Below are 12,857 nucleotides of genomic sequence, written 5' to 3'. Positions count from 1 at the left end.
CTTCTAATGTATGGGTATTTAAGGATTATGTAAAGGACCTTGGAATGAAAAACTACATAAAAATTGTTTTTGCTTTGTGCGGTATTGCTTTGGCGATAGGGATAGGAGGAGCGGCTTTTTTTATTGCTGCAAAACCTTCGTCGGATTTTCAACTTAAGACCGATTATTTACTTGAGTACAGATTTTATCTTGCAAGTTTAAGGGCGGATATGTACAGGACTGCAAGCAAGGATGGGGAATTTTCCGTTCAAAACCTTAAAGCAAGGATAAAGGAAACCGTCAATTCTTTTGAAAATTTAAAAAAACTTTCGGCTGCCGACAAAAACGACTCCAACTTAAAATTTGCATACAATGATTATGAAGCTTCAAATAATAAGCTTTTTAAAAGTATAGAGGCTTGGAGGCAGGAGTTTGAACTTACCGGAGATTCATCGGCAAGAACTTTTTTTCCTGTTTTAAAAGAATTTGATGCCGTTCAAAATAGTTTTGAAAGGCTTAAAGACGAATATAAGGCCGGCTTTACAAAACAGGAAAAAAGAGCAAAGGGGCTTGCCGTTCTTTTGATTGTTTTAGCCTGGGGTATAGGCGTATTTTTAACATGGCTTGTTTCCTCGGTCATATATAAGATTTATATAGAAAGAGAAAGAGCAAAAAAAGCAAAACTCAGGCTTCATCTAGGTCCAAAAACAGATGACAGGCAGACTACTGCCCCCGATACTGCAAAAATATTTCTGCCATCTTATAATGAAGAGCGGAGTTCTGCTTCGGATAAAACTTTTAATAAAGGTTTTCAACAAAGAGCCGAAGAAGAGACCAATAAAAGCGTGTCACAAAATTACGCTCAGCAGCCTCCTTTCCAAAAATCTTCCTATACACAAACAGCTTCTGCCGTTTCTATAGAAGAATCGCCTATTTATATAAAGCTGCAAAATGATTATAACGAATTAAAAGCTATGTCTGAAGAGTTAAATGAAGCTTATAATGAACTGCAAGAAAAACATAGCGAACTTGGTTCTTCCTATAAGGAATTGCAAGAATCCTTTAAGCAAGACGATGAAAAAAAGGCCGAAAAATGTGAAACGGTAAAATCCTTTTTGTCTGACATACAGATGGATGCTGCGGAAGCCCAAGAAGATGCTCAAGCTGCACAAGAACTTGTAGAAACCTTCCAGGGCGGGCATAAACTTTTTAAATCTACTTACGAAAGAATAGTTCATATAAATCAAAGCATTTCGGATATACAGGAAATGGCGGAGGTAATCGCAGGTATTGCCGAGCAAACTAAAATGCTTAGTATGAATGCCGCCATCGAAGCTGCTCATGCCGGAGATGCCGGAAAGGGCTTTGCCGTTGTTGCCGAAGAGTTGGGCCGCTTGGCAGCTGCCTCGGTTGAAAGCTCGGCAGGTATAGGCAAGACCGTCATTGAAGTGGTAAAAAATATTTCGTTTATGGCAAAAAGCAGCGAGGATCTGGATAAGGCCTTTAACGATATAAATACAAAAACAAATCAGGTTTATACAACCGTTATGAATTTTTCGGATAGAATGGTTCAAACCTTCCAAAAAACAGACAATGTTTTAAGAGGCCTTGACACAGTTTAACAATAATAGTATTATAGACAGATAGAAGAGTCGTTTTATATGATTTAAATGTTGTGGAGGTTCTTTTTTGTGAAAGTTGTATATGATCAAAATCGTCCGATATATTTACAAATAATCGAAAAAATAAAATGTAAGATTGTCTATGGAGAGCTTAAACCCGGAGATAAGATTCCTTCAATGAGCGATATGTCCGTCGAGATGGATGTAAACCCGAATACGATGTTTAGGGTATATAAGCAGCTTGAAAGCGAGGGTGTAACCGAATCAAAACGCGGGCTAGGCAGCTTTGTCGTAAATGAGGACGATTTGGTAGACCGCTTGTCTGCAGAAATGGCAGATCAAATTATAATACCTGCAATTGAAGGATTGCGGAATTTGAAATTTTCTGATGAACAGATAATCGCATCAATAAAAGCTAGGTTAGAATAAGTTTTGATAAGATTAAAAAAAAGTTTTTATGGGAGAAGAAAATGAGTATAATACTTGAAACTGAACACTTAAAAAAAACATACTTGGGAAAAAAGACAGCCCTTTATGATGTTAGTTTAAAAGTTGAAAGCGGAAGAATATACGGTCTTTTGGGGCCGAACGGTTCCGGCAAAACAACCTTTTTAAAGATAATTGCAGGCCTTATAAAACCTACAGCCGGCAATTTTAAGGTATGCGGGAAAGAATTCGGTATAGATACAAAAAAGATTGTAGCCTTTTTGCCGGATAAAAATGTTGTATATCCTTGGATGACCTCTGAAGATGCCGTTAATTTTTATGCCGATTTTTTTGAGGACTTTGACAAAAACAAGGCTATGGATATGCTGAAATTTATGAAGCTTGAACCCAAGCAGACAGTAAAAACAATGTCCAAGGGTATGATCGAAAAGCTTAATTTAACTCTTACCTTTTCTAGGGCATCAAAGTTGTATATTTTGGATGAGCCGCTGGGAGGCACAGATCCTGTAGCCAGAGAACAGATTATTAAAACCATAATCAAAACATGGACTGAAGAAAGCGCCATCCTAATAACAACTCACCTGGTATCGGATATAGAGCATGTATTTAACGATATTGCCTTTTTAAAAGAAGGTGAAATCGTTTTGGAAGGGGATGCGGAAGATTTACGCAGCGCCCGCGGAAAGTCTATCTATCAAATTTATCTTGATGTTTTTGGAGTATAAAAATGGGAAGAATTTTTAAATATGAAATAAGGCGAAGGCTGAATACTATTTTAATTTTAAGCGGAACTATGATAGTCTTATCGCTCGGCTCGATAGGCCTCTTGGGGATTTTTAAAACTCCTTTCGGAACAATGGGTACGACAGGCGGTCTTTGGCTCGGTTTGACTTTTTTTGCCCTGGCCTTTATACCCCTTGTAATGTTTTTTACATGCAGCAACGGACACATAGATGAGCTTTTATATAAGGATACCAACTATCTTATGCTTACCATCCCTATAAGGAGTGAATCTATATTGGGAGGCCGAATCCTCGCGGGCTTTGTAGAATATTTAATATACAGCCTTATAGCTGCCGTCTTTTTTATAGTGATAGGGGCTCAGCAAACTGTTCTTTATGCAGGAGCAGGGCGAACAATTATATCGGTTTTAGGCGATATATTTTATCAGATATTTGCACAGAATTTTCTTCCCTTTCTTTACGGTATCTTACTATTGGTTTCATCATTTTTACTTGTGGGAACGGCCTTTATGTTTGTTAAGGCCTTGACCCGTTCCTTTATAAGAAAAAAGATGACAGCTCAAATTATTGCAGTCATTCTTTTTGTTTTAATTTTTGAAAGAATTATAGCCCTAGGCACTTATTTGAGCACGGAGTGGGATCTTGTTCAATACATAGATCTAAGACTTGTATCTTCTCAATATCAGCCTTTTGGAAATATTCAGCCGATGCCTGTCCACTTGGTTACAGTCATCATGACCCTGCTTATTTCTGCCGGTTTTTTTGCGGCTACAAGTTGGCTGTTCAATAAAAAAGTAGAACTGTAAGCTCAACCGTCAGAGCTGCCAAGAGCGCAAAGAATTTAAGGGTGCTTTTATAAGGCATTATTTAATAAGTTTTTGCGCTCTTTACCTGTTTTATAGAGCTTCTACTTCTTCGATAGAAAGTCCCGCTATTTTGCAAATATCGCTAATCGGATAATTCATATTTTTCATCAACTTTGCCGTTTCAAGAGCTTTTTGGTAAGAGCCTTTTTCTATACCCTCCTGATACCCTACATGTTTCCAAGAAGCTTTGTCATGTTCATATTTCATTCGGTTTTCATATAGCCATTTTTCTTTCGGGCTCATTTCCATTACTTCTATCGTTGAATTTGCCTTTCTCATCATAGCAGACTCTTGGGCTAACATGGTACGTACCTCCTCCTCATCGGTTTCGATAAATTTCAGCCAATTATAAAGTTTCTTTTTCTTTTTATCGGTTTCTTTATTTTCTTCTTGCTCTTTAACCTTGGCTAAGTTCAAAAAGTGGATTTCAAGCTCATCGGAAAGCTTATCGTTTATGTGCTTTTCAACTACATTATACTCACTGTGAATCAGATTGTTCAAATTAAAGCCTTCACCCACTATGTTTATTGTAATACATTTAGGCTGTTTTGTATACACTTCACCTGTTTTTAAGTTTTCCGTATACATTTTAGCCCAATAAAAGATAGTTCTTTGAGCAAACTCACTGTTCCACCTGTTTTGAATTTCGATATCGATAATGGTACTGTTTTTTAGGCGTAATTTTACATCTAAAACACCTGTTTTATCACTTATTGCATCTTTATGAAACTCTTTATCCAAGAGTTCTAAACCGGCGATGGTCTCAGGCGGAATGTCTAAAATGCACTCCAATAAATCCTGTAGGATATCCTTGTTTTCGTCCGTTCCGAACACTCTCTTAAAAGCGTAGTCGTTGCGGAGGGTAATGTTAAAAAGTTTTTCCATTTTTACCTCTCATAAATTATTTGAAAGAAGAAAAATTTTTTTCCTTTCATAATTATTGTATGAAGAGTTTGCAGTAAATAGTAAAATTTTAAAAAGAAAGTTTATAATTTAATAAATATTTAGTAAGCAATAGTTGACTTTATTTGAAATCTATGCTTAAATAGATTCATGTTGAACATCGCTAACATCGAATATAATTTAGCTTATTCCTGCGCTCCTTGCTTGGCGGGGTTAAAACCGTCAAATTTGATGTCCATTTCGGCAGAGGATTTTAAGCAATTCTTTTTGCTTGATAAGGACTTGCTTGAATCCAAGGGGTTTTACCTAAGGGTTTTGTGTGCCTGCGAAAAGGGTGTGCAAATTCTTTTATACAAAAAAAAGGCCTTAGAGGCTTTGATTAGGGATGAGAGGGTTCAAGCGGCTCTTCTAATGTTCGGCTATGAGCCGGGGATGAGTTTGGAGGATATGCTGAATCGTTTAGCTTTAAGAATGCACAGCTCGCAGGCAGACAGGGGTTGTAAAAGATGCCGGACATTTCCGCATGAGATAGGGCTTTTTTTAGGCTATCCCGTATACGATGTTTTGGAATATTACAGGCGAAGGGGAGAGGGGTGTATTTTTTCGGGTTATTGGAAGGTTTATTCCGATGCCGAAAAGGCTGCCGAAATCTTTGACCAGTATAATGAATGCAAAAAGCATTTTGCTTTGCAGATAGAAAAGGGCTTGAGGCTTTACGACTTGTTAAGCGCTTGAGCTTTGATTAATTTTTTAACCATTGGAGGTTTTTTATGGCAAAAATTGCTGTTATTTATTGGAGCGGAACAGGTAACACCCAGTCTATGGCAGAGTCCGTTATGGAAGGCTTAAAAGCCGGCGGAGCAGATGCTTCTTTATTTACCGTTTCGGAATTCGGATCGAAGAGCATTGATGATTACGATAAGATTGCTTTCGGATGCCCAGCAATGGGAGCCGAAGAGCTTGAACCGGATGAATTTGAACCCTTCTTTGCTTCAATTGAAGGAAACTTGTCCGGCAAAAAGATTGCCTTGTTCGGTTCATATGAATGGGCCGGAGACGGTGAAGGCGGAGAATGGATGAGAAACTGGGAAGCCAGATCCAAGGAGAAAGGAGCCGACTTGTTTGAAGAAGGTTTGATTATCTATGATGCTCCCACCGCTGCAGGAAAAGACAAGTGTAAGGAATTCGGCGAGAGATTTTCAAAATAAATCCTGATTGTTTTTCTAATTAAAAAGAGCTTAAAACTGCTTTTTTAAGGCTTAAGAAGCGGCAGCCTAAACTGCCGCCCTTTAGGCCTTTTTTTATTTTATAACGAGAATCTTCCGTACTTCATCAATTTCGGGACCTGCGATTCTGACAAAATACATACCGCTTGCAACGGGATTTCCTCCGTTATTTCTGCCGTCCCACGTATACACATGGTCCCCGGCATTTTTATGAGAGCGTGCCAAGGTGCGTACTACATTGCCGTCCAAGGTCATAATCTGAATTGTCAACATTCCCGATTTTTTTAGATGGGCTGCAATTTTTGCCGATTGGCCCTTATGGGGATTAACAACATTGTCAAAGATTGAAACCCCGCCCTTTTGCTTTTGTACTCCTGCGATATTAAAGTTCCAGACATCAAAAGAAAGGATATTGTTTGAGTCTTTTAAACGTGCACAAGGAAGCCAGCCGTCATAAACATACATAAACTGACCTACCATTCCTTTTTTTAAATGAGGATCTGTTGCCCGGATAATGAAGTTTAACAGACCTCCTTCCGGAGTGCCAAGATATTCTGTTGCGCCCGTTAGAGAGTCTGCAAAAGAAGATATATTGCTAGGAGTCGGCGTTATAGTATTGGGGAACCAAAATCGGCCTGTACTACCTTTTGAGGTAAAATAAAGCTTGACATTGTCTGATGTTGCTTCTTTTTTTGTAGGTATTGTAATATCCAGTGTAGCCAATCCCGGCTCATCATTAGCATTAAAAGTATAAAGAACAATGGAGTTAAATGCTTTTAATGGATCTGCAATGTTGATTCCGATATCGGAGATGTAGTTTTTTGTTATATTTGCCGGTGTTACAAAATACTTCAGCATAACCTTATAATTCTTATTCAAAATATCATCCGGGTTAATTCTTGTTTTAAGTTTAATCTTCCATAATGAATGTCCGGTCGGGATTGTTGGAACTGTAATCTCGTCAACTGTTTGCAAGTCAGAACTATAAGTAGTGCTGCCGCTTGCTTCGATAGTTAAAGCGCCGTCACCTAAAGTATTAAATTCTTCTTTAGTCAAATAAAGATTATTAAATAAAAGATAGATGTTATCATCATTAGGCTTGGCGAAAGAGTTTTCTATCTTTAGCCCCTCTTTTACAAATATCCACCCATTCTTATTTTTTAATTTACCTTCATGGTCTACACTTTTATCAACAACATAGTATTTTTTATCTTTTATGCTTACTTTATCAGTATTGATTTTTAGGTATGCTCCTTTTGCCCCGCCGTCAGCTATGGATCCAAAACTTTTGTTCAGATAAATTTCAGCAGCAGAGTCAGTATCGATTGTCAATAATTTTGTAGTTAAGGGTGTCCCGGACAGGTTTAGATCTCCTTGTACCGAAATTTTATTTTTAACTTTGAAAGTTTTTTCTCCGGCATTTTCGCAAGACAGGTTGCCGAATTTTGTATCGGTCTGAGTAGTTGTTCCCGTAATCGAGATAGTACCTGTTGGTTTTAAAGTTACATCTTGATCTAAGGCATCAAATTTACCTGCGTTTACAAAACTTGAAATTAGGGTAATGGGAGTAGTCAGATGCAGTATTGAAGATGAAGATACTTCAAGGGAGAATACTTCGGATGCGGTATTAGTGAGTGTTAGAGTTTGAACTGTAACACCATCACCCTTATTAAAAGTAAGTTTTCCTCCGGTTTGAGTAAATTTACTTGCAGAAAGGTTTCCTGTGAGTTTGATATCGCCATTTGAGGCAGTCCATGTACTTACCCCTGTAGCATTGATCTTGTTCATATTAACATTACCACTTGTTGTTAAAGAGGGAGCTGTAAAGGTAAGGTCTTTAGCGCTTGCTTCTATAATATTATAGGATTGAGCCCCTGTAGTATTGATAGTTATATTTTTGTTTACAGTTAATGTTTCATTGACTGTAAGAGATGGAGCCTGTATTGTATCGGGTACAGTAGATTCAAAAATTAGATTTCTATAGGGTCCTTGCCAAATTGTATTACTTGCATTAGTTACATCTTTATAAACTATGGTTGAACCTGGATTATGAACAAAATTTGATATCCATGTGCTTTGGGCTGGGGTCGAGACGTTTTTAAGATAAACTTTACCACCATTTGTAAGTTTTTGGCCGCTTGCGAGGGTTATTATTTGGTCTTCCAGGTATAATTCGGCACCGGTATTAACAGCGACGGATTTTGCCTTTGCATTTGTACTGTTTTCCAGTTTGGGATAGCGAGGCTTATTGGAGGGAATAATAACTTCCGTTTTTTCACCAGGGATTCCCCAAGGTGACCAGTTTTTATATGAGTCATTTGAAAAAGTAAATACTGTCGGATCAAATTTTCCCCAATCAGTGGATTGAGAGCCGTTCCATGTGAGTTTTGTATCCGTACAATTTAGGAAAATCCAGTTTTTAGGATGACCGTCGGAAAGAGGAAAACCGGAAATTTCGTTTGCCTTGCTTTCCGTTACAGTATAGGTGTGTCCGTCGGTGATAGGTATATTTGTGTCTATATTTAAATAATAGCCTCTTTGCGGAGGCGTCCCGCTGTCCGGTTTTTGATCATCGCCGAGTGTAATTTTTCCCGGGCCTTTAATATTTAAGTAATTATTTGGGGCCGTGCCGCTTATATTTAAATCTCCGTCTACCGTTATGCTTCCGTTTATAGTGAGGGTTTTTCCGCCTGCATTGGTACATTCAAGTTTATGAAAATTTGTAGTGCCGCTGCTATTAATTATATGATCATTATTAGTCAGCGTTACAGTATATCCGGGTGGACTTCCCGTGCTTGTTGCATCAAAGGTACCCTTGTTGGTAAAATCTCCTGCAATCATAACAGAAGAAAGTAGTTTTACCTTTGCATTGGAAGCGGGAGAGGATGAACCGTTGTCGATTGTAAGATTGTTTATGTTTTTGGTTGCACCGGTAAACTTAAGCTCTTGTTCCGGAGTTCCCGTACCGTTAAAAGTTAAAGTTCCGCCTGTTTGATTAAATTGGGCGGCGGTGAGATTTCCTTTAAGACTTACGTTTTTAGCTGTCCAGTCACTTGCTGTAATGTTCCCCCTCGAGGTAACATTGCCTGAAGAAGTCCAGGTGTGTGCGGTGATATTGCTTGCGGTAACGGATGCAGATTGCCATGTTCCTGTTATATTGACATCACCGCTCGCGACAATGTTGTTTGTTGCAGTCCAGCTTCTGTTTACTGTGATATTTCTTGCATTAATGGTTCCATCTGTTCCTGAAGTCCATAGACCGTTACCTGACTTAACTTCGATATCCTGTGCGGTAACGGCCTTTCTTGTTTCTACTTTGCCGTTTCCATCAAAGGTAATATTGGAGGATAAAGCCTGAAGTATCGTATCAAATACCGTTCCGGTTCCTCCGGATGAAATAAAGGTTGTTTCTTTAGATAATTTTACATTATCTTTGTAGTGTTGGGAATTTGCGCTTACTGTAAAGCCGGCTCCTGTATTGGCTTCAACGGTAAATTCTCCATTTACTTCTAAATTTTTATTACCTGCATCAAGCTTCTTTTTTCCGCCGCTTACTTTCAGGTTTTCATAGGGACCTGACCAAATATCGGATGTCGCAGGAACGGCACCGTAATATACAACGGTGGAGCCCGTTTTTAGGTCTATCTTATCGTCGTTTCCGGCTCCAAACCAAGTTGCTTGAGGATTTGTTCCCGTTAATCTAATCGTACCGTGATTGGTAAGTTTTGCAGTAACGGATCCTTTTTTAATGACAGATGCCCCAAGATCCAAGGCCGCGTTTTGTGCTACGGTAACGGATTGAGCGCTTGTATCTGCAACAAGTATGGGATAATTGGCGGCTCCGGCGGGAATTATTACCGGCCAATCGGCTGTCGGAATTATTTCGGGTGTCCAGTTTGCGGTGTTTCCCCATGCTGTAGTCGTTGCAGTTGTTTTCCATGTGCAGACCATATGTTGCCAGTTTTTAGGATTCGGGATATCCAGGCCGCTCTCTGCAACATAATATATATATCCGTCATTTATAGGAACGCTTCTCTTTACATCCAAGTAATAGCCTTTTTTTGAAACGGGGTCGGGTATTTGGTCCGATGTAAGTTCTATATTAAAGTCGGAAGGCGAAGAACCTTCTACTGTTAATTTACTTGCGGATGATGTACCGCTTATATTAAGATCGTCTACCGTTATTTTGCCGTTTACCGTAAGGGTTTTTCCTCCGGCATTTATAAGTTTTAGCGTGTGGAATTTTGTATTACCCGCAGTATCGGTACCTGTAATCGTTATATCGCCGGAGGGGCTAAGATTTACCGTATTATTTGCTCCGGCGATAAAGGTGCCGCTGTTGGTAAAGGTATTACCGCTAAAAACTATAGTGTCGGCATCGGCATTAAAAATTCCGTTGTTGGTAAAAGTGCTGTTAAAGACCAATGAATTACCCGTACCGGTATTAAAGGTGCCGCTGTTGGTAAAAGAACCGTCCAAGCTTATATCGTTATTATTTGCATTAAAGGCGCCCTTGTTGGTAAAATTCTCTGCAATCATAACAGAAGAAAGTAATTTTACCTTTGCATTGGAAGCAGGAGAGGACGAACCGTTGTCGACTATAAGATTGCGTATATTTTTTTGTCCTGCCGGATTTGTAAATGTAAGAGTTTGCAAAGTGCCGTTTCCGTTAAATGTGAGGGTGCCTTTTTTATGAATAAATTCTCCTGCAGATAAACTACCTTTAAGGTTGATATTTGCTTGAGCAGTAAAGCTGTCACTTCCTGCTGTCCATATACCGCCGACTTCAATCTTTCCGGTTGACGCAATGTTTAGAGGAGCATTATCGACAGGATCACTTTTCCAATTTCCTGTCACATGAATATCGCCGGCTGTTACCGCATGCTGTGTTGTTACGGTACCGTTAGTTTGAAATTTAATGTTATATCTTTTTTTGGGATTCGTTCCAGGGATCTCGTCAGCGGATATGTTTCCGCTGTAGGTTTGGTTTCCGTAGCCTGTATCTATTATGACATGGTTATTATGAACTTTAAGATGTTGAGAAACTGTTAATAATTGATTATTTATTGTCAGCCTAGCTCTGTTATTCAAACTAAGGTTTTTATAGGGCCCTGCCCAAACCGCATTATTCATATTACCGTAATATTCTATTGTAGAACCGGATTCAAGGGTGATTTTTATAAACCAACTTTCTTGAAGAGATGTTCCCTTCATTTTTAGGGTTCCGAAGTTGTCAAGAGAAGAAGGGGAGGTCTGAGAATTCGGCGGTGTAGTTTTGACAGAGCTTACTACGTACTCATCGCAATCAATTTCAGCACCTGCTTCTACAGTAACAGTTTTTGCGTTCGCATATGTGGTGCTTTCGAGTTTAGGATATTTGTTGCTTGTAGGAATTTTTACAGGCGTATTTATTCCCGGAACGCCCTTCGGCTTCCAGTTATCATAATTATCCCACTTTGTTTTGTCCGCATCAGAGGAAGCTCCCGCAGTCCATGTCATGAGGCTTGTACAATCTTTAAAAATCCAGCCTGAAGGAGAACTTGTTTGCGGTTCCGGCTTACTTTGATTTGTAATATATGACCGGGTTGTAATAATAATATTGTCATAAACTTGAAGGTTGTATCCTTCTTTTGTATTATTTGCTGTAAGTGTAATTTCGTGAGACCCAATATCAGCGCTTCCTTTAATAACAAGAAATCTATCGGTTGCCGATCCTTTGAGGCTTAAATCCCCGTTTATTTTGATTTTATTTTTGATTGTAAGTGTTTTACTTGTTCCATTGGTTACTTCCATTAGCAAATGATGGAATTGGGTGTCATTAGTATTCGTGGTTCCGCTAATTTGTATATCATCACCGGATGAATCAAGCTTTACCGTACCGGTATTTGCTATAAAGGTTCCGCCATTATTCGTAAAATTACCGGACAGGGTTAAATTGCCTACACCCGATATGGAAAGAGAACCAGATGTAATTGTAAGTGAATTTATAGTTATGGAGGTAGTAATTATGGGAGAATTTGTACTAGAGACTATAGTTGCATTATCGTCATTAGAAGGATAACCCGGATGACCGGAATGAAGAGTTCCTGTATAGGTCCAATTATCGCGATCGTCCCATAGAGAAGAAGTTGCGTCTACTTTCCATGTAAAATCTGCTGCAAATCCCGCCGTCATCACAAAAAGAGTATATATCAACATAAATAGAGTTTTTTGTATTTTTTTCATACTATAATTATACATCTTTTTTTGTGAAAAATCCAGTCTAAGCTGTGGAGAAATTTGAGAGAGGGGGGATAATCGAAACCTGTAACTTGTGTAATTTTTTGAATTGAATCTCCAAGCTGTTTTAATAACCTTGCTGTTTCAAGTTTATTTTGGTAAGAGCCCTCTGCAAACCCTCGTTCGATACCTTGTTCAATGCCTTGTTTTATTCCAATCATTAGACTTTCTTGTCTTTGTACAGCTATGTCTGTATCATAATCATATTCGGCTAATAACATGTTTATTACCTCCTCTTTTGAAAATATACGGGCATCTCCTGCGTCGCTACGCAAAAATAAATGCTCGACGTATACCCGATACGTCTCCGCTTTATTTTTACTAGGCTCCTTGAATCTGCTCCGCCTATTTTCAAAAAGGCTGATTCAAAAACCGCCATGGATGGCCGTGGTTTTAGCTTTACGATGTTTTGAGTTATACTCAAAACTCGAGGTCAAAGAATGTACATGGAAGTACATTCTTTGACCGGGCATATTTTCATTTATGGTTGACTGGTGTTCAGCAAGAACTATGATTTTACCGTCTACAAGGCAGGAAACATCATTTATTATGTTCATATACATGACATTATCAAGCCTTATGTTTTCTACAGGACAGGAAAGCTGCAGCTTTGTCCCATGCAATGCGTTATAAAGAGATAAAAATTTTCCTTTGCTTTTTCGTCTTCTGCGAAAAGGTCTACAAAACCGAATCTTTGTATTTTCTGTTTGAAGTACTCATAGCCGTTTCCCTCACACTTTAATTATACACCTTTTTTTACGAAAAATCCAGACTAAGTGAAAATTATTGGAT

General features: G+C 38.6%; 8 protein-coding genes and 1 pseudogene. 6 read left to right on the top strand and 3 right to left on the bottom strand.

Annotated elements, in window-relative coordinates; all coding sequences use genetic code 11:
• The first annotated feature begins 44 nt into the window (after nucleotides 1-44).
• The 4 genes from E4O04_RS00970 to E4O04_RS00955 all read left to right on the top strand — a co-directional run bounded on the left by E4O04_RS00970 (nucleotide 45) and on the right by E4O04_RS00955 (nucleotide 3,597).
• Nucleotides 45-1,601 (top strand): methyl-accepting chemotaxis protein, encoded by a 1,557-nt coding sequence (locus E4O04_RS00970; protein WP_371922269.1) that lies wholly within the window; start codon nucleotides 45-47, stop codon nucleotides 1,599-1,601.
• Between the two features lie 69 nt (nucleotides 1,602-1,670).
• Complete coding sequence (locus tag E4O04_RS00965; RefSeq protein ID WP_253709108.1) at nucleotides 1,671-2,030, top strand: GntR family transcriptional regulator; 360 nt, start codon at nucleotides 1,671-1,673, stop codon at nucleotides 2,028-2,030.
• Nucleotides 2,031-2,071: 41 nt separating this feature from the next.
• On the top strand, nucleotides 2,072-2,773 hold the full coding sequence (locus E4O04_RS00960; RefSeq protein ID WP_253709106.1) for an ABC transporter ATP-binding protein: 702 nt from the start codon (nucleotides 2,072-2,074) through the stop codon (nucleotides 2,771-2,773).
• A 2-nt stretch (nucleotides 2,774-2,775) separates the two neighbouring features.
• Nucleotides 2,776-3,597, top strand: a complete 822-nt coding sequence (locus E4O04_RS00955; protein ID WP_253709104.1) for a hypothetical protein — start codon at nucleotides 2,776-2,778, stop codon at nucleotides 3,595-3,597.
• 90 nt (nucleotides 3,598-3,687) lie between these two features.
• Here E4O04_RS00955 and E4O04_RS00950 read toward each other — a convergent pair whose 3' ends face one another.
• Nucleotides 3,688-4,542: an Rpn family recombination-promoting nuclease/putative transposase gene (locus tag E4O04_RS00950; RefSeq protein ID WP_253709102.1), complete on the bottom strand. Its 855-nt coding sequence runs from the start codon at nucleotides 4,540-4,542 to the stop codon at nucleotides 3,688-3,690.
• Nucleotides 4,543-4,710: 168 nt separating this feature from the next.
• Here E4O04_RS00950 and E4O04_RS00945 point away from each other — a divergent pair, with 168 nt between their 5' ends.
• Both E4O04_RS00945 and E4O04_RS00940 read left to right on the top strand, forming a co-directional pair.
• Nucleotides 4,711-5,295 carry a DUF3793 family protein gene (locus tag E4O04_RS00945; protein ID WP_253686288.1) on the top strand — a complete coding sequence of 195 codons (585 nt, stop codon included), beginning with the start codon at nucleotides 4,711-4,713 and terminating at the stop codon, nucleotides 5,293-5,295.
• 35 nt (nucleotides 5,296-5,330) lie between these two features.
• Nucleotides 5,331-5,768, top strand: a complete 438-nt coding sequence (locus E4O04_RS00940) for a flavodoxin (RefSeq protein ID WP_253709100.1) — start codon at nucleotides 5,331-5,333, stop codon at nucleotides 5,766-5,768.
• A 93-nt stretch (nucleotides 5,769-5,861) separates the two neighbouring features.
• Here E4O04_RS00940 and E4O04_RS00935 read toward each other — a convergent pair whose 3' ends face one another.
• Both E4O04_RS00935 and E4O04_RS14135 read right to left on the bottom strand, forming a co-directional pair.
• A complete protein-coding gene (locus tag E4O04_RS00935) occupies nucleotides 5,862-12,011 on the bottom strand; it encodes a FlgD immunoglobulin-like domain containing protein (protein WP_253709098.1) in 6,150 nt (2,049 codons plus the stop codon).
• Nucleotides 12,008-12,785 (bottom strand): annotated as a pseudogene (locus tag E4O04_RS14135) (hypothetical protein). Before E4O04_RS14135 ends, E4O04_RS00935 begins: the two are co-directional and overlap by 4 nt.
• Nucleotides 12,786-12,857: the final 72 nt, after the last annotated feature.

It is taken from the genome of Treponema sp. OMZ 799, assembly GCF_024181365.1.
Lineage (GTDB): Bacteria > Spirochaetota > Spirochaetia > Treponematales > Treponemataceae > Treponema_B.
The sequence above is the reverse complement of the archived record's forward strand: the minus strand, read 5'-3'. Positions and strand labels throughout refer to the sequence as shown.